The sequence below is a fragment of the Streptomyces sp. NPDC040589 genome, assembly GCF_055594445.1.
The window spans coordinates 528,683-555,319 of sequence record NZ_JBVIWP010000005.1; the positions used below are offsets into that span (position 1 = coordinate 528,683).

The 26,637-nt window shown below is 70.9% G+C and carries 24 protein-coding genes and 2 pseudogenes; 11 read left to right on the forward strand and 15 right to left on the reverse strand.

Annotation, left to right across the window (positions count from 1 at the left end; genetic code table 11):
- From ACZ58V_RS25200 to ACZ58V_RS25210, 3 genes are read right to left on the reverse strand one after another with little or no spacing between them, the layout of a single operon-like run.
- On the reverse strand, positions 1–1,290 hold the full coding sequence (locus tag ACZ58V_RS25200; protein ID WP_471292449.1) for a class I SAM-dependent methyltransferase: 1,290 nt from the start codon (positions 1,288–1,290) through the stop codon (positions 1–3).
- The gene (locus tag ACZ58V_RS25205) at positions 1,287–2,045 is read right to left on the reverse strand and encodes a DUF1365 domain-containing protein (protein ID WP_471292452.1); all 759 of its coding nucleotides are present in this window, start codon (positions 2,043–2,045) and stop codon (positions 1,287–1,289) included. Before ACZ58V_RS25205 ends, ACZ58V_RS25200 begins: the two co-directional genes overlap by 4 nt.
- Positions 2,042–3,331, reverse strand: a complete 1,290-nt coding sequence (locus ACZ58V_RS25210) for an NAD(P)/FAD-dependent oxidoreductase (protein WP_471292455.1) — start codon at positions 3,329–3,331, stop codon at positions 2,042–2,044. Before ACZ58V_RS25210 ends, ACZ58V_RS25205 begins: the two co-directional genes overlap by 4 nt.
- Positions 3,332–4,756: 1,425 nt before the next feature.
- Here ACZ58V_RS25210 and ACZ58V_RS25215 point away from each other — a divergent pair.
- Positions 4,757–5,671, forward strand: coding sequence for a YihY/virulence factor BrkB family protein (locus ACZ58V_RS25215; protein ID WP_471292457.1), 915 nt, complete (start codon positions 4,757–4,759; stop codon positions 5,669–5,671).
- Positions 5,672–5,816: 145 nt separating this feature from the next.
- Entirely contained in the window at positions 5,817–6,509 is a 693-nt protein-coding gene (locus tag ACZ58V_RS25220) for a DUF4232 domain-containing protein (RefSeq protein WP_471292460.1), read from the forward strand.
- A 140-nt stretch (positions 6,510–6,649) separates the two neighbouring features.
- Here ACZ58V_RS25220 and ACZ58V_RS25225 read toward each other — a convergent pair whose 3' ends face one another.
- Entirely contained in the window at positions 6,650–6,853 is a 204-nt protein-coding gene (locus ACZ58V_RS25225; protein WP_471292462.1) for a hypothetical protein, read from the reverse strand.
- Positions 6,854–7,379: 526 nt separating this feature from the next.
- Between ACZ58V_RS25225 and ACZ58V_RS25230 the strand changes: the two genes are divergently transcribed.
- Positions 7,380–8,027 carry a GntR family transcriptional regulator gene (locus tag ACZ58V_RS25230; protein WP_468192870.1) on the forward strand — a complete coding sequence of 216 codons (648 nt, stop codon included), beginning with the start codon at positions 7,380–7,382 and terminating at the stop codon, positions 8,025–8,027.
- 65 nt (positions 8,028–8,092) lie between these two features.
- Here ACZ58V_RS25230 and ACZ58V_RS25235 read toward each other — a convergent pair whose 3' ends face one another.
- From ACZ58V_RS25235 to ACZ58V_RS25245, 3 genes are read right to left on the reverse strand one after another with little or no spacing between them, the layout of a single operon-like run.
- A complete protein-coding gene (locus ACZ58V_RS25235) occupies positions 8,093–8,440 on the reverse strand; it encodes a cupin domain-containing protein (protein WP_471292465.1) in 348 nt (115 codons plus the stop codon).
- Positions 8,437–9,264, reverse strand: a complete 828-nt coding sequence (locus tag ACZ58V_RS25240) for a carbon-nitrogen hydrolase family protein (protein ID WP_471292467.1) — start codon at positions 9,262–9,264, stop codon at positions 8,437–8,439. The genes ACZ58V_RS25235 and ACZ58V_RS25240 overlap by 4 nt, the downstream gene beginning before the upstream one ends.
- A 12-nt stretch (positions 9,265–9,276) precedes the next feature.
- The gene (locus tag ACZ58V_RS25245) at positions 9,277–10,632 is read right to left on the reverse strand and encodes an MFS transporter (RefSeq protein ID WP_471292470.1); all 1,356 of its coding nucleotides are present in this window, start codon (positions 10,630–10,632) and stop codon (positions 9,277–9,279) included.
- 139 nt (positions 10,633–10,771) lie between these two features.
- On the opposite strand from ACZ58V_RS25245, the gene ACZ58V_RS25250 reads away from it, so the two are divergent.
- Complete coding sequence (locus ACZ58V_RS25250) at positions 10,772–11,458, forward strand: DUF2848 domain-containing protein (protein WP_468192863.1); 687 nt, start codon at positions 10,772–10,774, stop codon at positions 11,456–11,458.
- A gap of 11 nt (positions 11,459–11,469) precedes the next feature.
- Here ACZ58V_RS25250 and ACZ58V_RS25255 read toward each other — a convergent pair whose 3' ends face one another.
- Both ACZ58V_RS25255 and ACZ58V_RS25260 read right to left on the reverse strand, forming a co-directional pair.
- On the reverse strand, positions 11,470–13,194 hold the full coding sequence (locus tag ACZ58V_RS25255) for a methyltransferase (RefSeq protein WP_471292473.1): 1,725 nt from the start codon (positions 13,192–13,194) through the stop codon (positions 11,470–11,472).
- Positions 13,195–13,260: 66 nt separating this feature from the next.
- A complete protein-coding gene (locus ACZ58V_RS25260) occupies positions 13,261–14,460 on the reverse strand; it encodes a 4-hydroxybenzoate 3-monooxygenase (protein ID WP_471292476.1) in 1,200 nt (399 codons plus the stop codon).
- A gap of 165 nt (positions 14,461–14,625) precedes the next feature.
- On the opposite strand from ACZ58V_RS25260, the gene ACZ58V_RS25265 reads away from it, so the two are divergent.
- Positions 14,626–14,922 carry a GYD domain-containing protein gene (locus ACZ58V_RS25265; protein WP_468192859.1) on the forward strand — a complete coding sequence of 99 codons (297 nt, stop codon included), beginning with the start codon at positions 14,626–14,628 and terminating at the stop codon, positions 14,920–14,922.
- A 156-nt stretch (positions 14,923–15,078) separates the two neighbouring features.
- On the opposite strand, the gene ACZ58V_RS25270 is transcribed toward ACZ58V_RS25265, so the two are convergent.
- Positions 15,079–15,432, reverse strand: a complete 354-nt coding sequence (locus tag ACZ58V_RS25270; RefSeq protein WP_468192858.1) for a hypothetical protein — start codon at positions 15,430–15,432, stop codon at positions 15,079–15,081.
- Between the two features lie 201 nt (positions 15,433–15,633).
- Entirely contained in the window at positions 15,634–16,407 is a 774-nt protein-coding gene (locus ACZ58V_RS25275) for a polysaccharide deacetylase family protein (RefSeq protein WP_471292479.1), read from the reverse strand.
- A 385-nt stretch (positions 16,408–16,792) separates the two neighbouring features.
- Between ACZ58V_RS25275 and ACZ58V_RS25280 the strand changes: the two genes are divergently transcribed.
- Positions 16,793–17,773, forward strand: coding sequence for an AraC-like ligand-binding domain-containing protein (locus ACZ58V_RS25280; protein WP_471292482.1), 981 nt, complete (start codon positions 16,793–16,795; stop codon positions 17,771–17,773).
- A 266-nt stretch (positions 17,774–18,039) separates the two neighbouring features.
- Here ACZ58V_RS25280 and ACZ58V_RS25285 read toward each other — a convergent pair whose 3' ends face one another.
- The 3 genes and pseudogenes from ACZ58V_RS25285 to ACZ58V_RS25295 all read right to left on the reverse strand — a co-directional run bounded on the left by ACZ58V_RS25285 (position 18,040) and on the right by ACZ58V_RS25295 (position 20,684).
- Positions 18,040–19,281: a PP2C family protein-serine/threonine phosphatase gene (locus ACZ58V_RS25285; protein WP_468192855.1), complete on the reverse strand. Its 1,242-nt coding sequence runs from the start codon at positions 19,279–19,281 to the stop codon at positions 18,040–18,042.
- A 326-nt stretch (positions 19,282–19,607) separates the two neighbouring features.
- Positions 19,608–19,925 (reverse strand): annotated as a pseudogene (locus tag ACZ58V_RS25290) (helix-turn-helix domain-containing protein); the annotation flags it as partial.
- A gap of 525 nt (positions 19,926–20,450) precedes the next feature.
- The gene (locus ACZ58V_RS25295; RefSeq protein WP_471292484.1) at positions 20,451–20,684 is read right to left on the reverse strand and encodes a hypothetical protein; all 234 of its coding nucleotides are present in this window, start codon (positions 20,682–20,684) and stop codon (positions 20,451–20,453) included.
- A gap of 335 nt (positions 20,685–21,019) precedes the next feature.
- On the opposite strand from ACZ58V_RS25295, the gene ACZ58V_RS25300 reads away from it, so the two are divergent.
- The 4 genes and pseudogenes from ACZ58V_RS25300 (at position 21,020) to ACZ58V_RS25315 (ending at position 24,162) form a co-directional block, all read left to right on the forward strand.
- Positions 21,020–21,295 (forward strand): hypothetical protein, encoded by a 276-nt coding sequence (locus tag ACZ58V_RS25300; RefSeq protein WP_471292486.1) that lies wholly within the window; start codon positions 21,020–21,022, stop codon positions 21,293–21,295.
- Positions 21,296–21,352: 57 nt separating this feature from the next.
- A pseudogene (locus ACZ58V_RS25305) lies at positions 21,353–21,556 on the forward strand (transposase); the annotation flags it as partial.
- A gap of 205 nt (positions 21,557–21,761) precedes the next feature.
- Entirely contained in the window at positions 21,762–22,490 is a 729-nt protein-coding gene (locus ACZ58V_RS25310) for a hypothetical protein (protein WP_189725628.1), read from the forward strand.
- Positions 22,491–23,040: 550 nt separating this feature from the next.
- Complete coding sequence (locus tag ACZ58V_RS25315; protein ID WP_468192851.1) at positions 23,041–24,162, forward strand: alpha/beta hydrolase; 1,122 nt, start codon at positions 23,041–23,043, stop codon at positions 24,160–24,162.
- A 131-nt stretch (positions 24,163–24,293) separates the two neighbouring features.
- Here the strand turns inward: ACZ58V_RS25315 and ACZ58V_RS25320 are convergent, their stop codons facing one another.
- Positions 24,294–25,211, reverse strand: a complete 918-nt coding sequence (locus ACZ58V_RS25320; RefSeq protein ID WP_471292489.1) for a helix-turn-helix transcriptional regulator — start codon at positions 25,209–25,211, stop codon at positions 24,294–24,296.
- A 135-nt stretch (positions 25,212–25,346) separates the two neighbouring features.
- Between ACZ58V_RS25320 and ACZ58V_RS25325 the strand changes: the two genes are divergently transcribed.
- Positions 25,347–26,633 (forward strand): MFS transporter, encoded by a 1,287-nt coding sequence (locus ACZ58V_RS25325; RefSeq protein ID WP_471292492.1) that lies wholly within the window; start codon positions 25,347–25,349, stop codon positions 26,631–26,633.
- Positions 26,634–26,637 lie beyond the last annotated feature (4 nt).

Here is a 26,637-nt window from a genome sequence, read left to right on the forward strand (position 1 = left end):
TCATCGGGGCGTGGCCTCCTTGGTGAGCAGGTACTGCTGCACGTCCAGGTAGCCGGAGCGGAATCCGGCCTCGGAGTAGGCGAGATAGAACGTCCACAGGCGTTGGAACGTCTCGTCGAAGCCAAGGGCGGCGACCTCGTCCGCGCGCCCGGCGAAGCGTTCGCGCCACAGGCGCAGGGTCTCGGCGTAGTGGGCGCCGTAGGCGTCGCGGCGGGTGACGCTCAGCCGGGTGTGGTCGCGGACGGTCTCGGCGACGGCCTCGACGGAGGGGATCACGCCGCCGGGGAAGACGTACTTGGAGATCCAGGTGAAGGTGTCCCGGCTGGCGAGCATCCGCTCGTGGGGCATGGTGATGGCCTGGAGTGCGGCGCGTCCGCCCGGGGCCAGCCGTTCGTCGAGGCCGCGGAAGTAGACGGGCCAGAACTCCGCGCCCACCGCCTCGACCATCTCCACGCTCAGGACGGCGTCGTAGGTGCCGCGTGCCTCGCGGTAGTCGCACAGCTCCACCGAGACCCGCTCGGCGAGACCGGCCGCCGCGACGCGCTCGCGGGCCAGGGCGGCCTGTTCCCGGGAGAGCGTCAGCGAGGTGACGTGCGCGCCGCGCGCGGCGGCGCGGATGGCCAGTTCGCCCCACCCGGTGCCGATCTCCAGCACCCGGGTGCCCTCCCGCACCTCGGCGAGATCCAGCAGCCGGTCGATCTTGCGGTGCTGGGCGGCGGCGAGCAGCTCCCAGCCGGCGGGGAAGCCGCGGAAGAGGGCCGAGGAGTAGCTGAGGGTGTCGTCGAGGAACAGCGCGAACAGGTCGTTGGACAGGTCGTAGTGGCGGCTGATGTTGGTGCGCGAGCCGCCGGCGGTGTTGCGCTGGGCGTCCGGCCGGCGCGGCGCCCAGAGTCCGCGCAGCCGCTGCAGCGGTGCGGGAACCAGCTCGGCCAGGTCCGCCGCGAGCACGGTGAGGGCGGCGACCAGGTCGGGCGCGTCCCACTCCCCGGCCATGTACGACTCGCCGAAGCCGACCAGGCCCTGGCTGCCCACACGGGCGTGGAACGCCCGCGGGTCGTGGAGGTCCAGCGCGGGGCCGCCCTTCCCGAGCGAGGTGCCGTCGGGGAAACGGACGTGCAGCGGCAGGTCCCGCAGGGCATGGCGTACGACGGCTGCCGTGATCGCGGTCCGTGCCCGGGAGGCCTTGGGCGGCCGGGCCACGTCGGGCCAGCGGGCCGCGTCCACGGCCACGGGGGGCGCGGCGGTCGCGGTCCGCCCCGTGCCGCCGGGTCGGAGCTCGGCTGTCGTCATGCGGAGTTCTCCCTGTTCTGATGGTCGGGCCGGGGCCGGACGGGCAGCCCGCGCAGATACAGACGGATGCCGTGCAGACGGATGGCCGCGGACACGGCGAGCGTGGACCAGGGCCGGCGCAGGGCCAGCCGCAGCAGCGTTCCCGCACGGACGTCGTGACGCGCCCCGCGCACGGTCGCGGTGAACGGCCTGCCGCCCTCCCGCTCCAGGTGCACGGTGAGGTCGAGCCGCTCCCCGGGAGCGGGCAGGCGCATGCGGTAGCGGCCGTCGACGGGGAAGAACGGCGAGACGTAGAACTCCTTGCCCACCTCCGCCGTCCCCGAGGCGTCGGGCCGCAGCAGATAGCAGTGGCGTTCGCCGTAGGTGTTGTGGACCTCGGCGACCACACAGCGCACGGTGCCGTCGGGGCCGTGGCACCAGTAGACGGTGAGCGGGTTGAAGACGTATCCGAACACCCGCGCGTGCGTGAGCATCACGACCGCGCCGCCGTCCAGGTCCACCCCGTGGCCGGCCAGGAAGGCGTCCAGTCCCGCGCGGATGGAGGGGTGCTCGCCGGAGAAGTGGTCGCGCGGCTCGAAACGCGCCAACGGGCGCAGTGCGTACGTGAGTTGGGGAAGCCGGTCGGGGTCGACGAGCCACATGTAGGTGCGGTGGCGCAGCGCGTACCGCAGGGGCGCGGTGCGCACGTGGGCGATCACGCAGCGGTAGAGGGCGGGGGCTGACACCGGTACGGGTACGAGTGCGGGAGTCGTCACCAGCGCACCCCCAGTGCCGCGGCGGCCGCCACCCCGGAGCGGCAGCCGTCCTCGTGGAAACCCCAGCCGTGGTAGGCGCCCGCGAACGCCGTGACGGGGCCGGCCAGTTCGGGCAGCCGCTGCTGGGCGGACACCGACTCCGGGGTGTAGACGGGGTGTTCATAGACCATGCGGGCGCGCACCAGGTCAGGGTCGACACGGTCCTCGCCGCCGAGGGTGACGACGAACGTCTCGGTGGCGTCGAGCCGCTGCAGCCGGTTCATGTCGTAGCTGACCCGCACCCGGTCGGCGCCCGCCTCGCACGACGGCATCAGGTAGTTCCACGACGCCCGCGCCCCGCGCGCACGCGGCAGCAGTCGGGTGTCGGTGTGCAGGAGCGTGGTGTTGCGGGAGTACCGGAAGGCCCCGAGCACCTCCTTCTCCTCCGGCGTGGCATCGGCCAGCAGCCGCAGGGCCTGGTCGGGGTGGGTCGCGAGGACCACCGAGTCGTACGACCGTGCGGTGCCGTCGGCCGTGGTGAGGCTGACGCCGTCGGGATGCCGCCGCAGGGCCCGGACCGGAGCCGCGAGGCACACCTCGTCCAGCCGGGCCGCCACCCGCTCCACATACGCGCGTGAGCCGCCGGTGACCGTGCGCCACGTCGGAGACCCGCTGACCGACAGCAGGCCGTGGCGCTCCAGGAAGCGGAACAGGTAGGCGGCCGGATAGCGCTGCGCGATGCCGGCGTCGCAGGACCACACCGCCGACACGAGCGGGGTCATGAAGTGGGTGCGGAAGTAGGGCGAGAAGCCCTCGTGGTCCAGGAACTCCCCGAGGGTGAGGGCCTGCTCCGCCCCTCGCGCGAGGTGCCGCCGTGCGGCCCGGTGGAAGGCGGGCACCTCGGTGAGCATCCGCAGATAGGCCCCGCGCAGGGCGTCGCGGGGCCGGGCGAACAGCCCGGCGGGGCCACGGGCACCGGCGTACTCCAGGCCGCAGCCCTCGCACCGCACCGACATGCTCATCTCCGACCCCTGCGTGGCGACGCCGAGTTCGCCGAAGAGGCGCAGGAGGTTCGGGTAGGTGCGGCGGTTGTGCACGATGAAGCCGGAGTCGACGCGGTACGTCGCGCCGCCGGACGAGTCCAGCTCGTGGGTATGGGCGTGCCCGCCGAGCCGGTCGTCGGCCTCGAACAGCGTGACGTGATGCGCGCGGGCGAGCACGTACGCGGCCGTGAGGCCCGCCACCCCGCTGCCGATCACGGCCGTGCGGCGCCGCTCCCGTGCGGCGTTTCCCGGCACCTGTGACATCGCCTCTCCTCCTGGTCGGACCTGGACACGGACCTGGGTCTCGCGCGTGATCCGGAGCCGCCGCGCGAGCGGATTGGACCGGGCCGCTACCAAGTACTTCCGGGCGCGGACGCCGTCCGGATGCCGGGGTGACCGTGGAATCCGTAGCGGAACCGGCTGCGGACGGGTCGGAACGACGACTTCATCCGAACGAGCGGCCCGACCAATCCGCCCCGCTTCCAGGGCCGGATTCCTCACGTGACCCAGGACGAGAAGAAACCGCGCACCTCCCGCGGCCCGCTGCGGCCGGCGCTCGGCGCGCTCAGCGGCCCGCTGTCTGGCCGGCCGTCCGGTGGTGCCGCGTCGAGCCCGCCGCGCGGTGGTGTCGCGTCGAGCTCCTCGTCGGGTGGTGCCGCGTCTGGCCCGCCCTCCGGCGACGCCGCAGCTGGCCCGCCCTCTGGCGACGCCGCTGCTGGCCCGCCGTCCGGTGAAGCCGCAGCGAGCCCGTCGTTCGGCGACGCCGCTGCTGGCCCGCCGTCCGGCGACGCCGCTGCCGGCCGGTCGTCCGGCGGCGCCGCAGCGAGCCCGTCGTTCGGCGACGCCGCTGCTGGCCCGCCCTCTGGCGACGCCGCTGCCGGCCCGCCGTCCGGTGAAGCTACTGCCGGCCGGTCGTCCGGCGGCGCCGCAGCGAACCCGTCGTTCGGCGATGCCGCAGCTGGCCCGTCGTCTGGCGAAGCTACTGCCGGCCGGTCGTCCGGCGGCGCCGCAGCGAACCCGTCGTCCGGCGATGCCGCAGCTGGCCCGCCGTCCGGTGAAGCTACTGCCGGCCGGTCGTCCGGCGGCGCCGCAGCGAACCCGTCGTCCGGCGGCGCCGCAGCTGGCCCGCAGTCCGGCGAAGCTACTGCCGGCCCGCAGTCCGGCGAAGCTACTGCCGACCCGTCGTCCGGCGAAGCCGCAGCGAACCCGTCGTCCGGCGACGCCGCAGCTGGCCCGCCCTCTGGCGAAGCCACTGCCGGCCCGCCCCCCGGCGAGAGCCCCGGGACGTCCTGGGGTCCGTCATGGGACCGTCGCGGTTCGTGATCGCGGCGTCCGCTGTCGCCGTCGCGTCCGCCGGGGCCGGTGTGCTGGGCCGGTCCTGAGCGGGCGCGCGGACGGGATGTGGTCGCCTCTCCTGCGGCCGTCGTCCTGCCGGCCCCGGCCTCCGCAGCCCTCGCGGTCCCCACGGAGCCCGGCCCCGTATCCCCGGGATCAGCGGCAGGGCGTCGGTACGACGGACGCTTCCGCACATGCGTCCGGGGGTAGGGGGTAGGGGTCCAGCCGGACGCCGCCCCTCACCGACGTCCTGCCCACACCCCCACCGCACGCGCCACCCCATGGAGACGGCCCTGCCCCCCTACAGTGTCCGTACCCACGTCCGTCCCAGCACGTTCTCGCACCGCAGGCCCCATGTCAGCTGAACCACACTCCCCGGCAGCCCACCGCCCGCCCGCCGGCACCGCCCCGCGTCCGGGCGCCCGGTTCGCAAGGCCCTGGGCCGCCGCCCTGCGCCGCACCCCGGTGTCGATGTGGCGCGACGACGTGTCGGACTTCGCCGCCGCCCTCACCTACTACGCCATCCTGGCCGTGCTGCCCGCCCTGCTCGTCACGGTCATCGCGTTCGGCCTGATCAGCCCGGGCACGGCCGAGGCCTTCATCGCGCACGTCACCGCCTACGCGCCCGGCCAGTCGGGTGCCCCCCTGCACGACGTGCTGTCCCGGACGCTGCACGACGGTTCGGCCGTGTGGACCCTGCTGTGCGGCGGCATCGTGAGCGCGCTGTGGTCCGCCTCCAGCTATCTCGCCGTCTTCCGCCGGGCCCTGCACCGTATGCACCGGGAGGCCGACAGCCGCTCGCCCTGGCGCAAGGCCCACCGCATCCTGCTCACCGCGCTCGCCCTGCTCGGTCTGCTCGTCGTCGGTTCCCTCGTCCTGCTGCTGAGCGGCCCTGCCGCCGAGAGCATCGGCCGTTACCTCGGCCTCGGCACGATGGCCGCGTGGACCTGGAGCCTGCTGCGCTGGCCCCTCCTGCTGTGCGTGGTGGCCCTGCTGGTCGTCATCGTCTTCCACACCGGCCCCAGGGCGGCCCGCACCCGCGGCCACAGCCTCCCCGGCGGAGCCCTCGCCGCCGCCCTGTGGCTCACCGTCTCCGCGGGCTTCGCCCTCTACACCTCCGCACTGAGCACCTACAGCAGGCTCTACGGCTCCCTCGCCGGCGTCGTGGTCTTCCTCGTCTGGCTGTGGCTGTCCAACCTGGCACTGCTGGCCGGCGCCCAGTTCACCGCCGAACTGAGCGAGCCGGAGTCCCCACGGCGCCACATCTGAGGCTGTGTCACAGGCACGTGACGGTGACGTCCGGGACGTGAGACGGCGTGAACCGGAACCCGGAAGCGCCCGTCTTGATGATCGTAAACGCGCGGTACCGATCACTTGGTGTCCCGCATTTGTCGTTCCTTGGAGGAATTCCGCGATGAACCGTCGTCTGCGCACCGCCCTCGCCGTCACCGCCGTGATCGGCTCGGGCCTGCTGATGACTGCGTGTGGGGGCGGTGACGAGTCGTCGGCGTCGGACTCCTCGGCGGCATCCTCCAGCCAGTCGAGCCCGACGGCGGCCGACGGCGGCGAGGGCGGCAGCGACAGCGGCGGTTCCGGCACCTCGAAGGCCTCCGGCGGCGGCGCCGGCGGTGGCTCGTCGGACAAGTCCGGTACGGGCGGCGGCGACGCGTCCGGCGGCGACGCGTCCGGAGACAAGAAGGGCTACGGGCAGAGCTGCGGCACCAACGACATCTCCTGGAGCGTGAGCTCCGAGGACCAGGCCGGCGGCTACTTCCTGATCAAGGCCACGGCCAAGTCCGGCATCACCTGCATCCTGCCCGCCGAGCTGCCGGTCGTGGCCTTCGGCTCGGACGGTACGCAGGCCGAGCCGGCGGAGCAGTCGGCCGGTCAGCCGATCACGCTGCGCGCCGGGGTCACCGCCTACGCCGGCGTCAACCCGAAGACCACCAAGGAGGACGGCGGCAAGGAGCTGGACAGCCTCATCGTCTCCGTCTCCAACGACGACCCGAACCCGGAGTCCCTGAAGGTCGGTTCGTTCGTCGTCGACAAGCCGATCGTCTCCAGCTGGCACACGTCCGCCGCCGACGCCGTCCCCTTCTCGAGCTGAGAACCAGGGACAACTCCGGGGGAGCGCAAACAAATTGCGCTCCCCCTCTCGCCGGCCCCCGCTCACCCTGACGCTCCAAGGGCCGGACCACTGGATGGTCCGGCCCTTGGAGCCGGCGGAGAATCGAGCCCGGTCCGTCCTCAGACGGCCGTATGCCGCTGCCGCTCTGCCATGGCACGCACGGCCGAGCCCGAGACGAGCACTCCCGACAGAGCGATCAGGCTGGTCAGGATGTCCTGGATCTGCGCCGCCGGCGCGTAGACGATCACGATGACGATGAGCAGGGCCGCCCAGTTCCTCGGGCGAGCGATGGACAGTACAGAGCGAGTTGGAGCCACAATCATTGCGGTACCTCCTGGTCCTCGTTGCTGCTTGCACTCATAGTGGCCCCTCCGTCACCAGGACGTCCGTTGAGCACCCCGGTCAAGGCCAACGGTCCCTCGAACGGCGGATTGTGCGGGCGAGTTGCCCGTGACTCGCCAGAACCTCCCGCTGTGAGGAGAAGCGGAGTTACGTCAACCGCTTCATGCCGCACGTACACAGCGGACGCCCATCAGCCGGCGGGTGAGGAACGCGCATCGCCTCTGAAGTCCCGCATGAAGAAGAGGAGTTCGGCCCGGCACGGCGGGGCGTACGGCAAGGCCCGGGCATGTCGCCTGTGGGCTTGTCGCATCGGGGCGGCGCACGAAGGTCCACGAACCGCAGGATCGGGTCGTACGCCGTCCAGGACCGAGGTCCGTGACGCGGTCGCCGCCGGGGTCCGCCCTGAGACGGCCTCCGGAACTGCCACGTGATCATCGTCGTCGCGGACACCTTCCGTCGCCGGAGGCCCCCGCGGAAGCCGCATGGTAGCGTCCGTATACAAGGTGTATGCGAGAGCTGGGGGCTGCCGTGACGTCCGGTCGGGAGAAGGCGTACGCGTATCTCAAGGACACGGTGCTGACGGATCCCGGGATGCAGGGCGCCTTTCTGTCGGAGCAGGAGCTCGCGGACCGTATCGGCGTCTCCCGTACGCCCATCCGCGAAGCGCTGCTGCAGCTCGCGGCCGAGGACCTGGTCGAGCTGGTGCCGAAGCGGGGCGCCCGGGTGTCCCCCCTGACAGGGCGGGAGATCCGCGAGCTCATGGAGCTGCGGGGCATCGTCGAGCGGTACGCCGCGCAGGAACTCGTCTCCGGTGGGGGAGCGCCGGTGGCGGAGCTGCGGTCCCTGCTGGAGCGGCAGCGCGAGCTCACCGGTGCCGACCAGGCCCGGGAGTTCATCGCCGTGGACCACTGCTTCCACGCGGCCCTGGTGTCCGCCGTCGGCAACGCCCTCCTCGACCGGCACTACGAGGGCCTGCGCAGCCGCCAGGTCCGTACCGGAGTCGTCGCCCTCTTCAACCAGCAGGGACGCCAGGAAGCGGTGCTGGGGGAACACGAGGCGATCCTCGACGCCCTGGAGGCCGGCGACGCGCAGGCCGCCTGTGCCGCCATCGACCACCACCTGGAGTCGACGCTGAAGGTACTGCTCGCGGGCTAGGGGCGTGTCCGCGAAGTCCCGGCGTCCGCCCGGAGTGCGTGCCAGGCGTCGCGGGGCAGGCGGGATTAGGGGGAGTCCGGGTAGGTGATCACCAGCATGGTGACCCCGTCCGGGGACGTCCACGGCCCGTGCGGCATCCCGGGCGGGCGGCAGGCGTACATGCCGGCGGTGAAGGTCCGGCCGAGCGTCAGGTCGTGCAGCGCTCCCTCGACGAGGTAGACCTCCTCCCAGAAGTCGTGGCGGGCCACGCCGTCCGCCGAGGTGTCGCTGCCCGGCGCCCAGCGGACGAGCGCCGTACGGGATCCGCGCTCGGGGTCCTCGGCCAGCACGCGCTCCTCGACGCCCGGGCCGGCGCCGGCCGGGGTCCGCCACGGTCCGTCGGGGAGATGGAACTCCAGCTCGGGCTTGCTCATCGCCACACCTCCGGGCGCCTGTTGGCCAGGACGGAGATCCGCTGCCGCACCGCGGCGACCTCGTCGACGTCCAGGTCCGCCACCATCAGCTCGGGCTCGGCGCCAAGCGCGTGCCGTACGGTCCCGTCGGGTCCGGCGAGGAGACTGTGCCCGATGCCCGTCGGGGCGGAACCCGCGCCGGTGCCTGTGCCGGTGCCGGTGCCTGTGCCGGTACCTGCGCCCGGATCGGCCTGGTCGACGGCGGCGAGCCACACGGTCGCGTCCAGCGCGCGAGCCCGCACCAGCAGCTCCCACTGCGCCGGCTTGCCCGGCCCCGCGCCCCAGGAGGCGGCCAGCAGCGTGGCGACGGCGCCGGCGTCGGCGTGTGCCCGGAACAGCTCCGGGAAGCGGACGTCGTAGCAGGTGGCAAGGCCCAGCCGTACGCCGTCCACGTCGATGACCGTCGTGGCCGAGCCCGCGGCGACGGTGTCGGACTCACGGAAGCCGAACGCGTCGTAGAGGTGGATCTTGTCGTACGACGCCTCGACCCCGGGCCCGGTGGCGAGCAGGGTGTTGGCCACCCGGCCCCCGGTCGCCGGGGTGAACATGCCGGCCACGACGACCGTGCCGGTGTCGCGGGCGATCCGCCGCACGCCGTCGGCCCACGGTCCGTCCAGGGGCTCGGCGAGCGGTGTCAGCGGGGTGCCGAAGCAGGCCATCGACGCCTCCGGGAAGACGACGACGCGGGCTCCGGCGTGCGCCGCGCGCCGTGTCCATTCCTCGACGAGCAGGAGGTTCTTCTCGGGGTCGGGGCCGGTGGTGAGCTGGCTCAGGGCGATGCGCACGGTGCGTCCTCCTCAGGGGCGGGTAGGGGCGGTGTCCGCCTTCGGCGCGGCGAGGGCGGCGTCCTCGTCTACGGCGGCTTCCGGGTCGCGCCCCAGCCAGACGCCGACGAGGGAGACGGCCGAGGCGAGGGCGATGTACACGGCCAGCGGCGCCCAGGTGCCGTAGGCGCTCAGCAGGCTGGTGAAGAGCAGCGGGGCGACGGCGCCGCCGATGATCCCGGCCAGGGTGTAGGCCAGGGACGAGCCGGTGGAGCGCAGCCGGGGCTCGAACTGCTCGGTGATGAAGGCGGCCTGCGGGCCGTACAGACAACAGTGGATCACCAGGCCCACGACGACCCCCGTGGCGAGCGGCAGCCAGGTGCCGCCGCCGGTCATCGGGAAGAACACGAACGGCCACACCCCGGCGGCCACCGCGGCACCGCCGTACAGCAGCCGGCGGTTGACCCGGTCGGAGAGGGCGCCGGCCAGCGGCATGAGGAAGACCTGGACCGAGGAGCCGATGAGCACGGCCGCGAGGGCGGAGCCGCGTGACATGCCGAGTTCCTCGGTGGCGTACGTGAGGACGAAGACGGTGAACATGGCGTACAGCACGTCGGGGCCGACGCGGCACAGGATGGAGGCCAGCAGGGCCCGGGGCTGGGTGGTGAACACCTCGCGGATCGGCGCCTCCGGCCGGGAGTGCTCGGCCTCCATCGCCTTGAACACCGGGGTCTCCTCCAGTTTCGCCCGGATCCACAGCCCGAACCCGACGAGGACGCCGGAGAACAGGAACGCCACGCGCCAGCCCCACGACTCGAACTGCGCCTCGGTCAGCAGCGCGCCGAGGGCGGCCAGGACGCCGTTGGCCAGCAGGTTTCCGGCGGGCGGGCCGACCTGGGCGGCCGAGGCGTAGAAGCCGCGGCGGCGTGGGTCCCCGAACTCGCTGGACAACAGTACGGCGCCGCCCCACTCGCCGCCGACGCCGACGCCCTGCGCGAAGCGCAGCACGACCAGGGCGATCGGGGCGGCCACGCCGGCCGTCGCGTACGTGGGCAGGACGCCGATCAGGAACGTCGCCGCGCCGATCAGGACCAGTGTGGCGATCAGCACCTTCTTGCGGCCGATCACATCACCGAGGCGGCCGAAGACGAAGCCGCCCAGCGGGCGCGACACATAGCCGACCGCATAGGTGGAGAAGGCCAGGAGCGTGCCGGTGAGCGGGTCCTCCGAGGGGAAGAACAGGTCGCCGAAGACCAGGGCGGCCGCGGCGGAGTAGACGGCGAAGTCGTACCACTCCAGCGCCGTGCCGGTCAGGCTCGCGACGAAGGCCCGGCGGACGCCGGAGTGCTTCTCCGCGGCCCCGGCGTCGCTCTTCGGGGTGTCTTGCATGGTGCCCATCCTTGCTCGGGGACATCGACCTTCCGGCATACTTCTTGTATACAGGTCGTATGCGCAACCCCTGCGCCAGAAGTTAACCGCGGAGAAATCAGGATCCGCAGACCGTTCCAAGATCCCTGGGAGTGCCCTCATGGCCGTGCTGACCTTCGAACTGCCCGACGGATCGACGCGCGAGGTCGACGTCGTCCAGGTCCTCAACGCCGGGTACGCCGGACGCAGCCAGGAGGACGTCGCCGCACACGTCGCGGAGCTCGCCGAGCTGGGCGTGCCCGGCCCGTCCGTGACGCCCGCCCTCTACCCCGTCTCCCCCTACCTCGCCCAGCAGACCGACCGGGTCCACGCCCAGCACGGGCACACCTCCGGCGAGGCGGAGTGGGCGCTCGTCGTGGCGGACGGCGGGGAACTGCTGCTGACCGCCGCCTGCGACCACACCGACCGCGACCTGGAGGTGCACGGCGTGGCCTGGAGCAAGAACGCAGGACCCGACGTCCTGGCCCGCCGCGCCTGGCGCCTGGCCGACGTGGAGTCCCGCCTCGACGACCTCACCCTGCGCGCCTGGGTCACCCACGGCGGCACCTCGACGCAGATCCAGCACGGCACCCTCGCCGAACTCCTCGCCCCCGCCTACTGGGTCGACGTCCTGCGCTCGCGCGACGCGCTCAAGCCCGGCACCGTCCTGATCTCCGGCACCATCCCCATGACCCCGGGCGTCGACCAGTTCGCCGAGGGCTGGAGCGTGGAACTGTCCGACCCCGCCACCGGAGACACGATCCGCCTCGACTACGACGTCCAGCCGATGCCGGCACCCATCGGCTGACGCTCCTTCCGTCACGCCGAGATCGGCCGGGCCTTCCTGACGTGCAGCACGTTGCCGTCCAGGGGCAGCGGCGTCCGGTCCACCAGTGCGAGGCCGGCGTCGGCGAACAGCCTGCCGTAGTGCCCGGCCTGCCGTTCGCGCCCGCCGACGTTGCACATCATGTGGACATCCCAGGCGGTCGCCAGCGAGACCGAGCCGTCGGAGGGCAGCACGCGCTCGACGACGAGCAGATCGGCGTGCTCGGGCATCGCGCGGGCGCAGTGGCGCAGGATCTCGCGGCAGCGCTCGTCGTCCCAGTCGTGCAGGACGCGGGACAGGACGTAGACGTCCCCGCCCGCGGGCACGTCCGCGAAGTCGCCGGCCAGGAAGTCGCACCGCGTGCCGTGACCGGCCTCCTCCAGCAGGCGGCGGGCGGCTTCCACGGCGTGTGGACGCTCCAGCAGCACCGCGTTCAGACGCGGGTGCGCGGCGAGGATGCGCCCGAGCAGTTCCCCGTTGCCACCCGCGACATCGACGACCGTGCCCCCCTCGGGTGCCTCGGCCGCGGCCGTGAGCGCCGGATGGGTGGGGACCGGGGCGAACATGGCGGATCCGGCGGCCATGGACTGGTCGAAGAGTTCCGCGAGGTGCGGGTCGCGGGCGAAATGGTCGAAGTGGTTCTCGCCGAAGACGTGCTCGAAGGCGACCTCTCCCGTGCGTACGGTGTGCCCGAGCCCGGCGAAGGACTCGTAGAACGGGCCGCCGTACATCAGCGCCAGCGCCCGCATCGACCCCGGGGCACCGGCCCGCAGCAGTGCGCCCAGCTCGGTGAGCCGGAAACCGTCGCGGCATTCCTCCACCGCGCCCAGCATCGCGAGATAGCGCAGCAGCGTAGCCAGATTCCCCGGCCGCGCTCCGACAGCCCGCGCCAGTTCCTCGACGCCGACCCCGCGATCGCCGTCCCCATCCATGGCATTCATGGCATCCATGGCGTCGGGCACCCGGAGCTGAGCGAACACGGCCAGTGCTTGTGTCGTCCACGCCCCGGTCAGCAGCCGCAGGAGCGTTTCGGCGGGCTGCCGGGCGCGATGCTCGTCGAGGTGGGAGGCGAGCACGTCACGGTGGTCGCCGGGGACGTACAGCTCCACACGCCTGTACCCGGCGGCCTTGGACTCGGCGGCCGCGCCGAAGTAGAAGACCGTCCCGTCCTCGTGCGGGTTGTAGCCGCCGCCGTCCGGGACGGCTCCGTAGCGCGCGAAGGTCGAGACGAGGCCGCGCAGCACCAGCGGATCGGGCGCCACGACGTCGAAGGCGACGTGTGCCTCGTGCTGCCGCTCCCGCTCGTGCGCGGCGATCTCGTCCAGCCCCGATCCCGGCGGCACGGTCAGCGCGAACACCTCGACCGTACGGTGCTCCCCGTCCGCCCCGACCACCGCGGGGCGCAGGATGCCCACGTCGAGCTCGGCCGCCGGCCGCCGATGTCGCACGGCCAGCCGCTCGCGTACGACCACACTCGGCTGCGGCGGCAGGCCTGCGACGAGCCCGTAGTCGCTCAGCATGGCGCGCAACTCCGCCTCGTCCGACGGGAAGACGAGCAGCGCGGCATGGGAGAAGCGGCAGTGCTCGACGAGAGTCCGCAGCTCCGGACCGTCGAGCCCGGGGAACAGGAGCGGGAGCAGGGCGGCGGTGTCCTGCTCCTTGACGAAGTCGACCGTCGCGAGCAGGCGGGACGTGTCGCCCGACAACGTCGTGATCATTGCGGGGATCCTCATTCAGATCTGGGATGACGAGGGGAAGGGAGGGGAACGCGGAAAGCCCGGACCTCATACGCCGACGTAGTGCTCGGCGAACCAGTCCTGGTGGCTGCGCGACGTACGCAGCGAAGTGATGCGGGAGCGCCGCAGGGAGTCGTGGAACAGCGACGTGCCGTCCGAGCCGGACGGGCCGTGCAGCAACCGGACCATCCAGTGCGAGAACTCCTGCGCACGCCAGATGTACGCCAGGCACCGCGCTGAATAGGCGTCGAGCCCGTCGGAGTCGCCGTGGACGAGGTCGTCGGCCAAGGCGTCGGCGAGGATCTCCGCTGCCAGGACCGCGAGATTGGCGCCCTTGGCCGCGCACGGGCTGACGAGGCCGGCGGCGTCGCCGGCGAGGAACAGCGAACCGTGACGCAGCGGTTCGAGCACATCGGACTCCAGGTCGACGACGCCCCGCTGCGCGACACGGCCCCGCCGCAGCGGACCGTACTCCGCCCCCCGCATCCGCAGCTCCAGCTCGTCCCAGATCCGCTCCTCGGACCAGGCGTCGGCCGGGGTGCCGCGCTCGCACTGCAGGTAGTAACGGGTGACCTCACTGGTCCGCGCCATGTGCCCGGCGAACCCCCGCTCGTGCACGGCGTACCCGACGGCGTCGAGACTGGGCGGCGCCTCGGCGAGCAGCCCGAGCCAGGTCACGCCGTGGTCGCAGTGGTACCGGCGCACCGAGCCGTCGGGCAGCGACCGCCGGGCCGCGCCGTACCGCCCGTCACACCCGGCCACGTACCGCGCCCGCCATCGGCCGGGCCGCCCGTCCGCCTCGCGCACGGTCACCGAGGGCCGATCGGTGCCGGCGTCGAGGACGGCGAGCGCCTCGGTGCCGAAATCGACCCGCCCGCCGGAGGCGAGAAACCGCGTCAACAGATCGGTGACGAGCTGCTGCTGGGGATAGACGGTATGCCGCTCCCCACGCCCGAGCCCCCCGTAATCCAGCCGGAACCGGCCGTCAGCGCTGCGGAACTCACACACACTGTGCGCCCGCCCCCGCCGCCGCAGCCCCTCGGCCAGCCCGTGCCGCTCCAGGATCCGCACGGTATTGGCCGCCAGAAACCCGGCGCGCGCCCGAGTCTGGACGTACGCGCGCTCGGCACGCTCCAGGACGACGCAGTCGACCCCCCGCTCCTGAAGAAGATTCCCGAGCACGAGCCCGGCCGGTCCGGCCCCGAGGATGACCACGTCGGCCGTGCTCCGGGTCTGCCTGTCTGTCACGAGACGGGATAGTAAGTCCAGCGACGTGGCTTACTTGACTAAAATCACCTGAACGAGGGGGGTCACGCTCGTATTACCCATTTCGGGTGCGCATATTGGGCATGTTTCATGGCGTCTGTCCAGAATTGGTCACGCGATGTGTTCCCTCACGAAGGTGAAAAGATCATGCCGACGTATGTCACGTTGCTGAACTGGACCGATCAGGGGATCCGGAACTACAAGGACACCGCGAAGCGTGCCGAGGCCTTCGCCGCGGGGGTCCAGAAGCTTGGGGCAAAGCTTCTGACCCTCTACTGGACCGTCGGCCCGTACGACCTCATGGCCGTTGTCGAAGCGCCCGACGACGAGACCGCCACCGCGGCTCTCCTGCAGCTCGGCGGGGTGGGCAACGTCCGCACCACGACCCTGCGGGCCTTTGGCCAGGAGGAGATGGCTCGCATCATCGGCAAGGCCGCCGGCTGAGGCGCGTCAGGCCGACAGCGCGAGGACGTCCGCGCCCGAGGCCGCCAACTTCCGTGCCGTGTGCACCGGGTCGGGGTTGGCGGCCGCGACGCCCCATGGCGGCAGGCGGTGCTTTCGCCGTCCGCTCGCGGGCTTTTGTGAAGTCCGGGTATGTCGTCAGGCTCGGTTGAGCCGTGCGGCGATTCCGTGACCGATCAGCAAATACATGACGGCCGGAAGGCCGTAATTAAGGACAACGCGTAGGCCCTCTGTGTCCATCGTGAAAATGTCCTGCGACCACCAGGCCAGCAAGTCCGCCGTTCCCCGTACGAACTCGACGAATACATTCGCCTGGTTCGCGTCGAGCAGGAACAGCAGGATCCAGAGACCAAGGAAACCCGCGGCGATGTCGGCGATCGTGCAGATCGTCAGGGCCGCGCGCCGGGCGCCGGCCTGCTGGCGTACGGGGCGCTCCGGGCCCGAGGGCTGGTTGTACGTCTGATATCCGGGAGCCGGGTCGATGTTGCTCACAAGGAATCCGATCTGACGTGTTGTCCCGTCGGCACGCCCGCCCCGGACACCGAAATGCGACCCGGTTCGTCGCCCCGCTTCTGCATATCCCTGCGCCCTGGAAGCCCTGCCGTGTTACACCCTCATCCACAATGACCCGAATATGACTTCCTGCTCCGCGGGGAGTGACCTGGGCCTTCCTCGCGGTCGGGGCCGTGCTCCTCAGCGCACCGGGAAGCCGCAGGAATAGCCCTGCTCCTTGAGCCAGGGGAGGATCCGGCGCAGGGCCTCGACGGTCTGGGAACGTTCGCCGCCCGCGTCGTGGAAGAGGATCGTCGGCCCGTTCGGCAGCTCCCGCTCGACGGTGGCGACCATGGCGTCCGAGCCCGGCCGCTCGAAGTCCTTGGAGTCGACGTTCCAGCCCAGCGGGCGCATGCCCCGGGAGGCGGCCAGCTTGCGGCTGTAGGGGGTGAAGGCCCCACCGGGCGCCCGGTAGTACATCGGCCGTACGCCCCCTGACGCCTTGGTGATCATGCGTTCGGCATCGAGGATCTGCCGCGACTGGTAGGCCTCGGACTTCTTGTCCATGGTGGTGTCGTGCGACACCGAGTGGTCGCACAGCCGGTGCCCGGCCGCGACCACCTTCTTCACGAGGTCCGGGTGGGCCTGTGCCTGCGTTCCCACCATGCAGAACGTGGCCTTCACTCCGTACTCCCGCAGCACGTCGAGCACTTCGGGGGTCCACACGGGGTCGGGGCCGTCGTCGATGGTGATGTTGACGCCGCGCGCTCCCTTGTCCGAGGCGTGCGCGATGCCCACCGCGACCGGCTTGACGTCACCGCCGGGCGTGGCCGACGCGCTCGCCTTCGGCGCCGAGCCGCCCGTGGCACCGGCCTGCGCGGTCCACACCGACGCACCGGTGGCGAGCATCGTCACCCCGAGCGCCGCACCGACCACCTTGCCGTACCAGCCCCGCCCGCCGCCGTGCCGCGCCATGTCCGCCCCGCTTTCCCGCAGTTCCTCGCCGATGCCCGGTCACCGTGCGACCAACTGGCATGACGAGAAGCGGCGGCCACAGGATCCGTCCGTTACCGAGCACGGACAATCTCGGGGGAGACCGGGGACAACTCGGCGGCTGCGGGCCGTCGGGCCCGCCGCGGGCGGCGGTGTGTCTGTGTGCCGTGGACGGTGTGAGCGGCGGTTGGGCATGTGGGCGACATGGCTGCCGCATCGGACTGCGGGTGCCGTTGAGGCGAGCGTGCGCGCGGGGGGCACCCCCCCGCAAGCGGTCACCGGCCTGGTGCTTGCCCATGAATCGGCTGGAGTTGGGGAGGGGTAGGAGGCAAGCCATGCCAGGACTTGTGGGACGGCGAGGAGGGACATGCTGAGCGAGACGGTGTTCCGGAGCGATGATGTGCCGGCGGCGGACCGGTTCGACTGCTGGCGCGAGCTGGTCAGTCGGACCCATGCTCCGTTGGAATTGCGCAGCGACCATCGGGCGGACTTCCGGGCTTCCCAACGTGTGCTGGACCTCGGCGCCGTATCGGTGTGGCCCACCACGTTCCAGCCGGTGTGCTTCCGGCGGTCGCCGAAACTGATCCGGCAGTCCGACCCCGAGGGGCTGCACGTATCTCTGCCGTTGAGCGGGGCGCTGCGCACCGTGCGGGGTGAGGAGGAGGCCGAGTACGGTCCCGACAGCCTGTGTGTCGTCGACACGTCGCGCACCGTCGACGTCCATGGGGGCGATGGCTCCCTTCCGCATACAGGAGTCGGGCTGGAGGTACCGAAGGCGCTGTTGCCTGTGCCGCGGAACCGGCTGAACCACGTGACCGGTCTGCACTTGTCGGTCCGGGAGGGATTCGGTGCCTTGCTGAGACAACTGCTCACTCAGCTGGCGCGAGGCACCGACGCGTACCAGCCCGCCGACGGGCCGCGGCTCGGGTCCGTGGCGGTCGACCTGCTGTCAGCGCTGTTCGCCCAAGCCCTCGATGCGGAGAACTCCCTCCCACCGGAGACTCGGCGGCAGACTCTCGTCCTACGCATCCGCGCTTTCGCACGGGATCACCTTCACGACCCGAACCTGAATCCCGGCGCCATCGCCGCGGCGCACCACATATCCCGCAGCTACCTGTACCGACTCTTCGAGCACGAAGAGCAGTCGATCGCTGCCTGGATCCGGGGACAGCGCTTGGAACGCGCCCGCCGCGACCTCGCGGAGCCCGCCCTGGCGACCACCCCCATCCACGCCATCGCCGCCCGCTGGGGCTTCCCCCGGGCCGCCGACTTCACGCGTGCCTTCCGCTCCGCTTACGGCATCCCCCCGAGGGACTACCGCCAGAGAGCCCAGCGCCTCCCCGAGTAGACGCACTGCCAGTCAGGTGTGGACTGTCCGCTAACGAAACGCTGATGGTCACCCGGCAATCTGATGGTGTCGGTCCTACGGATTCGATCCGGGAGAGAAACTTGATCAAGCGCCTGGCCCTCTGCGCAGTCAGCCAGTCCCACGGGGGTGGACTGTGACGTCACGCAAGATCCGCGGCGCGGTCGGTAGTTCCTCGCGCGGGGAGCGACTTGGCGAGGCGGTGGCCCGCGTCACCTGCCCCTGCTTGGCGCGCCTTCACCGCGGGCTCAGTCGAGGGCGGCGAGATGGTCGGCGTCCCCGCCTCGCCACTCGACGAGGAAGATGGTCGCGTCGTCGCTCGTGGTGCCGCCACGTTCGTGTTTCAGGGCGTGGGAGAGCGCTCGCACCACCGCCCGTACCTCGGTGCGGTCGAGGAGGATCCGGTTGGTCCACTCGACGAGTTGCTCCTCACCGAACTGTTCCCCGCCGGCCTGGTGCTCCTCGAACAGGCCGTCGGTGAAGCACAGCACCCGGTCACCGGGTTGCAGCGTCCGCTCGCTGACCACCGGCTGCTCACCGCCGAAGCCGACCGGCAGCGTGGTCGGGCTCTCCAGCCGGTCCACCACGGCGCGGTCACGGATCAGGAACGGAGCCGGGTGGCCGGCGTTGACCCACTGCAGCCGGCCCGTGGTGATGTCCAGGATCATCATCTGCGCGGTGACGAAGTGGTCGTCGCCGAACTGATCGTTGATGGCCCGGTCCATGAACGCGTACACCTGGGACAGATCGGTATGGGCCCGTCGCGTGTGGCGATAGGCGCCGATGGCCACCGTCGCCATGGTCGCCGCGTCCAGCCCGTGGCCCATCGCGTCGATCATGGCCACGTGAAGGATCTCGCCGTTGAGGGCGTAGTCGAAGCTGTCGCCGGCCACGTCGTAGGCGGGCTCCAGGATTCCGGCCACCTCGACCTGCGGAATGGTCATCGACAGCGGGGGCAGCAACGACCACTGGATCTCCGCGGCCACACTCATCGGGGCGCTGCGGCGGGCCTGGAAGAACTGGTCGGTGTAGGCGTCCTTGGTGACGATCATGTCCGCGACCAGACCGGCGAGTCTGCGGAGCAGCCGCCGGTCGTCGTCATCGACGCTGTCCAGGGTGACGCCCATCGCCCCGATCTGGTCGCTGCCGTCCAGCAGCGGCAGGTACATCCGCACACTGCCGCCCTGTGGCACCTCCACCGTTCTGCGGCTCAGGAACGCCTCGCCGGCGGGGGAGTCCTCGACCGGTTCGGGGCCGCTGACCTTCAGCCTCCGGCCCGGCAGGGGCACCAGCAGCACCTGTTCGTAGTCCTGCAGGAGGATGGAGACCTCCCGTCCCCCGACCCTGGCCACCTCTTCCGCGACGAGCGGGGCGATCAAGTCCGGCGGCATCTCGTGGGCCCGGTCGAGCAGCACACCGAGCAGTCGTTCGCCGAACCCCTCCGACCGGTCCACTCCAAGCCTGTCCGGCTGCCGCCCACTGTCCGTCATCGGTGCTCGCTTCCCTTCGTCCCGGGGTATGGCGAACCCATTGGAGCGTGGCACGACGCTGTTCGACCGGCACAGGCTCGCAGCGCCGACCGGTCCAACGAGCCGATTACGCCATAGGCGGCATGTCGTCCATGGCGCGCAACGGCCCCGGCGTATGCACACCGGGGCCGCCCTTCCGGGCCGTGGCACGTGAGAGTGCACTGACCCACTTCTCATCTTATGCCCGATAAGAGCTAAATATCATTCCGGAGTGGCGCTCCAGCCTGATGGAGGCTGATGAGGGCCAGCCGCCCGGAGGTGATCAGCCCGGTTTCCACGTAGCCCACTCAGGTTGCCGCCCGTGTCTCGCGCGTGCGGTATTCGCTGGGGCTGATGCCGTGTTCCCGCTTGAACGCGGCGCTGAAGGCGAAGGCGGTGGCGAAGCCGACGCGGTCCGCCACCGTGGCGAGCGTGGTGCCGGGTTCGAGCAGCAGGTCCGCGGCGAGGGCGAGGCGCTGTTCCCGCAGGTAGGTCATGGGCGGCCGGCCGACCAGGGCGGTGCAGCGTCGGGCCAGGTTGGCCCGGGACACGCCGGTCTTCGCCGCCGGGGCCGGCAGGGTCCACGGGTGGGCGGGGTCGGTTCGCGGCATGCGCAGGGCGGGGCCGGCCGGGACGGCGCACTGCTCCGGCGGATCCGGCCCTCGCCGCCTGCCTGCATCATGACGAGGGCATCACGGTCCACGAACTCCTCACCGAGCCGCGCTGCACACCGTTCCGTACAGCCCTGGAGTCGCGCCGCCCTCCCCTGCGCGGGGACTTCGGTGCCTACCGCGTCCCCGCCCTGTTCGCCGCCTTGCTGGTGTCGTTCGGGATGTCCATGCACGCCATGGTCCTTGGCGACGGGGTTCCGGGGCTGTCCGACCGGGACCCGGCATATCGACCCGTACGACCCTTACGGCCCGTATGGACTGCAGGGCCGACGGGAGATCTCCGGCACCAGCATGCTCAGCCAGCCCTGCGCCTTCCCGCTGACTGGCCATCAGGGCACAGGCGTAGCCGCACAGTCGCATCAGGTCAGGGGCGGGTCGGCTCGGGCTCGCCGCTGAAGCGGGTGATCACGCCGAAGGCGCGGCGCAGCGGTTCAGTGCCTCCCAGGGCCGCTCGCTCTCGGGACGGGCGGCGGGCTCGCGCTACCGGGCGCCCGGCTGCTGGTCGATCCCGCGGTCCAGGACGCGCCGGGCCGCCTCGGCCTCTGCTGCCGGCGGTGACAGTTCGTCGAGGGTGTCGAGTTCATCGTCCCCTTCCAGTTCCCGTTCCCAGGCCGCCGCGAGGCGTTCCTGCTCCTGGCGCGGCTTGGCGCCGACGGCCTCGCGCTGCTCGGGGGCCAGGGCCTGCAGGAATCGTCCGACCGAGTCCGTGGGCATGCGGTGCTCCTTGTCGCAAAAGGGGTTCCGCCCTGCCCCAGCATGGCTGAACACTCCCCGGCTCGCCCCCCGACGCTGCCCGTGAATACCCACGACTGCGGAAAGGAGCTCATCGGGCAGCACTGTCCGACCTCGCCCCACCACAGGTGAGCGCACAATCACAGGTGTCCAATGTAATTATATCATAATGCGTGCATTTTACCATTAAAGGGAATCGTGTAGGTATGTGATTACTGGGCCGCATACCGCAGCGAGGGCAGCCGTCGCCCTGGCGCTTGCCGGGACGCTGATCACGGCGTGCGGCTCCGGCGGTCGCGGCACGCCTCGCGGACCGTGTGTCCCTCGAGGAACCGCAGATCACGATCAAGCTTGAGACCTCGTCCTTCGAGGACTACTTCGCCAAGCTCGGCACCCGCCTCGGCAGCGGAGACGTACCCTGCACCGTCTCGATGCAGGCCCTGCGCACCACGGGCTACACCCAGAGCATGCTGCCGCTCGACGATCTGATCGCCAAACACAAGTGCGATGTGACGGACTTCGACAAGTCCGACATGGAAGGACTGAGCGCCGAGGTAAGCAGTACGCGCTGCCGTACGACGTCGGCCCGGTGATCCTCACGTACAGCTGTGGGACCGCTTGGAGCCGCTGCTTCCTTGACCACCGACGGGCACGGCACCCCGCTCGCGGTCCTGCTGGCCGGCGGCAACCGCAACGACGTCACCCAGCTGATCCCGCCGCTCGATGCGATCCCGCCCGTCCGCGGCCGGGTGGGTCGTCCGCGCCGCAAGCCCGACCCGCTGTCCGCCGACTGCGGCTACGACCACGACATCTACCGCGACCAGGTCCGCGATCGCGGCATCGTTCCGGCCATCCACGAGGCGTTTCCCAAACTCGTCGGCGGCCTGATCACCCAGCGACAACTCAGCTCATCGTGTCAGCCGTTGTGCTAATCGTTCCTCTGTTCGGCCCAACCCCGGGTCGCTGAGGCTCTCGCGCGAACCTAGCGTCTTCCACCAGGGCCGGTCGCCAGCCGGACGACCGGCTGACCGCCCAGACCCTGCGGTCACGAGGAGCGCAATGAGCGGGGTACCGAAGTGGGGCAGCGGACAAGAACCTGCCCCGACGCACGAAGAGATCCAGGCCAGAATCGGAAAGCGCCTGGACGACGTTGCCAAGATCCTGGCCGGCGCCCTCGTCGCCGTTGCCGGCGTCATGACCCTGCTCGGCCTCAGCAGCGACGTCGTGTTCGTTGCCCTCAACAACGACTCGTGGCCCATCTATGTGGCCTCGCTCTGCGCCATCCTCGCCATCGTCTGCAGCATTGTGGCTCTGCTCGTCCACCCCACACGGCGGGGCAACCTGTGGGAGACCGTGGTGCTCATTCTCGGGGTGATCCTCTATATGGTGGCCCTGAGCGTGGCGGTTATCGGTGCGGCCAAGGCTGCCGGGGGAAACGGGCGGCCGACCATCACCAACATCAAAGTCGACGGCCCTCGGCCCAATCTGAAATTGAGTTTCGCTGTTCATGCTGACGGCGTCGAGACGGGGGCCAGCATCGAGGTGTTTGTAAACGCTGTCAGGGCCGACTTGTCGGAGCCTGTTGTCGAGTCGGTCGACGCCTACTCAAGTGAGCTCAGACCCAACGACAAGGGCGTGGTCGAGCAGCGGGTCAGCATGCCGATCTCCCTTCCACCACAGGCCGCAGGCATCAGCATCATGGCCCTCAACGCGGGCGACGGAACCCAGGACGAGTGTGGCGAGCTCACACGGCGCGGGCCGGCGTGCGCAAGGTTCCGGGTTCCCTAGCAACGGCTGACACAACGAGCCGAGTTGTCGCTGAGTGATCAGGCGGCACCTCGCCTTGGTCCACGACCCGTTCTCCCGCCGAGCCCTCAGCTGCGCCATGACGCTCCGTCACGACACCGCCCTGGTCAGCACCGCGCTGCGGTGGAGATCGCCACCCGCGGCGGCGAGGTCGACGAGGTGATCTTCCACTCGGACCGAGAGTCGGAATACAACAGTGAGGCGTTCGGGCAGCCCTGCGGCCGCTGAGGCGTGGCGCAGTCAAAGGGGAGGGTCGGGTCCGCGCTGGACAACGCCGCAGCGAAGTCGTTTCACTCCGTGCTCAAGGCCGAGTACGTCCCCCGGCACCGCTTCGCCACCCGCACCGAGGCATGGTTGAAGATCGCGACCACGCTACGACGCACACCCCGCGGAGTGGGGGTCGAGCTTGTACCCCCCATAAACCCGACCTGCCACGCCCGGCGCGGAAGCGGTTCGCTGGAATCGCGCCTCGGTCACGACACCACCGACCGTCGCGCCTTTTCCTCCACCGATCGAAGATGAGGTCCACTCGATGGAACGTCGCAAAGCACTCGGACTGATCGCAGCCACCGGCGCCACCACCTCCTTCACGGCTCTGCCCTCCTTCGGTGCGGAAAGCGGCCGCGCGGCAGGCGCCACAGGACAGGGCAAGGCCACGGCCAAGGGCGGCTACACCTTCGCGTTGGACAAGAACGTCAAGCGGACCTCGGTGCGGTTCGAGAACCGCTACGGCATCGAGGTCGCCGCGGACCTCTACGTGCCGAAGAACGCCAGGGGCAAGCTGCCCGCCCTGGCGGTCAGCGGCCCGTTCGGCGCGGTCAAGGAACAGTCCTCGGGGCTCTACGCCAACGAGTTCGCCCGCCGCGGCTACGTCGCACTCGCCTTCGACCCCTCCTTCACCGGGGAGAGCGGCGGCACGGTGCGCGACGTGGCCTCGCCCGACATCTACACCGAGGACTACAGCGCCGCCGTCGACTTCCTCGGCCTGCAGAAGATCGTCGACCGCGAGCGGATCGGCGCGCAGGCCATCTGCGGCTTGAGCGGTATGGCGCTCACCGCGGCGGCTGCGGACAGCCGTATCAAGGCGGTCGCCGCGGCCTCGATGTACGACATGTCGCGCAGCATGTCCCGCGGCCACGAGGACTACTATTCGCCCGCGCAGCGCCAGAAGGTCGTGGACCACCTCAGCCGGCAGCGCTGGATCGACGCCGAGAACGGCACCTACGCGCGGCTGTCCCACGAGGTGCCCTTCGACGAGAACGGCAACGTCGCCCCCTCCGACCGTGTCCTGCCCAAGACCCTCCCGGCGGACGCCGACCCGATCACGGCGACCTTCTTCGACTACTACCGCACCGAGCGCGGCTACCACCCGCGCTCGATCAACTCCACCACCGCGTGGACCGCGACCACACCGATGTCGTTCTTCGGCTTCCAGCTGATGACGAACATCGACATGTTGGCGCCCCGCAAGGCCCTCCTGGTGGCCGGCGCCGACGCGCACTCCCGCTACTACTCCGAGGACGTCCAGGCGAAGGCCCCCGACACTGTCGACCTCGTGATCGTCCCGGGCGCGGACCACGTCGACCTGTACGACCGCAAGGACCTCATCCCCTTCGACAGGCTCGACGAGTTCTTCACCAGGAACCTCGTCTGACCGGAAGTGCTCCAGACCGGTGCCGGCGGCCTGGGCCTGACCTTCCGTGGTCCTCCGCACCTCTGCTCCGGTTGCACGAGCCGGAGCCTGGGAGGGCTCAACAGCTGCCAGAAAGCGTCCTGATCAGCTGCTCAGCGCAGCTGGTCGGTGGACCCCGTCGCCTGGACGGGAGTGGCTGCCAGGCTGGCGAGAATCTTGAGGCGTTCCTCGGAGGTGCTGCCCGGTTCGGCGGTGTAGAGGCTCAGATCGTGCACGGCCCGGTGAGACACGGGCAGGTCCAGGGACTGGTAGGTCAGCTCCAGGAGGCCGACCTCGGGGTGCTGCAGCCGCTTGACGCCCTCGTGGCGGATACGGACGTCGTGCGCGGCCCACATGGTGCGGAAGTCGGGGCTGACTGTGGACAGTTCGCCGATGAGTTCGCGCAGGGCCCGGTCATGCGGTTCACGCCCGGCCTCGGCACGCAGCAACGCGACGGTGGCGGCGGCGCCGGAGTCCCAGTCGACGAAGAAGTCCTGTGAGCCCGGGTCGAGGAAGTGGTAGCGGGCGAAGTTGGCGCGGCCGCGCTTGTCGATGGTGTGGCTGTCGAACATCGGGGCATGCAGGGCCCTCGCCAGCGGGTTGGTGGCGACGACGTCCAGACGGCCATTACGCACGAAGGCAGCGGACATCGCGACAGTGTCCAGCAGCCACTGGATGCGGGGCGGGACCTCGACGTCCCTGCGGCGGGACGGCGTGCGCCGGGCGGGCCGGGCGGCGCGAGCCAGGTCGAACAAGTAGGTGCGTTCGTCCTCGTCCAGCCGCAGGGCCTGGGCGACCGCGGCGAGTACGTCCTCGGAGACGCCACTGATGTGGCCCTTCTCCAGGCGGGTGTACCACTCGGTGCTCACACCGGCCAGCACGGCAACCTCCTCGCGCCGCAGCCCGGGCACTCGGCGCCGGCCGCTGGTGGGCAGCCCGGCCTGCTCCGGGGAGATCTTCGCGCGGCGGCTGGCAAGGAAGTCGCGGATCTCGGTGCGGTGGTCAGAGCGGTCGTCGGGGCGCGGGTCCATGGTTTCCACGGTAGCCACCGGCTCGTAAGAAGGGAGGTTGAGCTTGTGCCCCCTATAAACGCGACCTTCCTCCAGGGTGGGGCGGCTTGTTCCCTGGGTGACGTACCCCGATCACAACCCCCACGGAGATGAACCTTGAGTACGCGAGGAGCAACCCTCCACGCCCCCGCCGAGACCGTACGGGCTGAAACCCCCCAGCCTCCGTCCGCCCGGCTGCCGCTCGTCGTCCACGTACTCGCGCTGGGCACCTTCCTGATGGGCACCACCGAGTTCGTCGTGGCCGGCCTGGTCCCCGAGATCGCGGGTGACCTGCAGGTCAGCGTCGCCCGGACCGGACTGCTGATCACCGTCTTCGCGGTCGGCATGATCGTCGGCGCGCCGCTGATGGCGATGCTCACGCTGCGGCTGCCCAAGCGGCTGACCCTGATGCTCGCCCTGGGCGTCTTCGCCGCCGGGCACGTCATGGTCGCCCTCAGCTCGAACTTCACCCTGATTCTGGCGGCACGGTTCCTGACCGCGATCGCGACCGGCGCGTTCTGGGCGGTGGCCAATGTGGCCGCTGCACGCGCCGCAGACCCTGCCGCCAGTTCCCGCGCCCTCGGGCTCGTCGGTGCCGGAGCCATGCTCGCGAATGTCGTAGGTGTGCCGCTGGGCGCGTTCGCCGGGCAACTCATGGGCTGGCGCGGGCCGTTCTGGGCGCTTGCGGCCTTCGCCGCTGCGGCCGTCGCGCTGATCGCCCGCACCGTCCCCCACGACGGTGGCGACCAGCAGGCGGTGTCGATCCGATCCGAGCTGACCTCTCTGCGCTCCGGCCGCCTGTGGCTGGTCCTGGCCGCCTGCGCCACCACCACCGGCGGTGTCCTGGCCACGTACTCCTACATCTCGCCGCTGCTCACCGACCGGACCGGTATCGCGTCCGGGATCGTGCCGCTGGTCCTGGTCGGCTTCGGCCTCGGTGCCCTGGCCGGCTCGCTCGTCGGAGGCCGTCTGGGCGACCGTCGCCCGCACACCGTGACCCGCGTGGCCGCCGCAGGAGCCACGCTCCTGCTCCTCGCGATCTCCCTGCTGGCCGGCTACGTCGTGCCCACCATCATTCTGGTCGCCCTGCTGGGCTTCTTCGGGCTCGGCGCCAACCCGGTGCTGATGGCCATGGCCGTCCGCTTCGCACGCCAGGCACCCGTCCTGGCCTCGGCCCTGACCGTCTCGGCGTTCAACCTCGGCACCGCCATCGGCTCCTGGATCGCCGGCCTCACCCTCGACTCCGGCATGGGATCCACCGGCCCCGCCGTCGTCGGCACCGCCATCGCCGCCCTCACCCTGATCCCCACCACCGCCATCGCCCTCACCCAGCGGCGCCGCTCCGCAGCGGCCGCCTGGGCCGTGTCCGGCGGATCACGTGACAGCACCGTGCTTGAAGCGTGAGGGC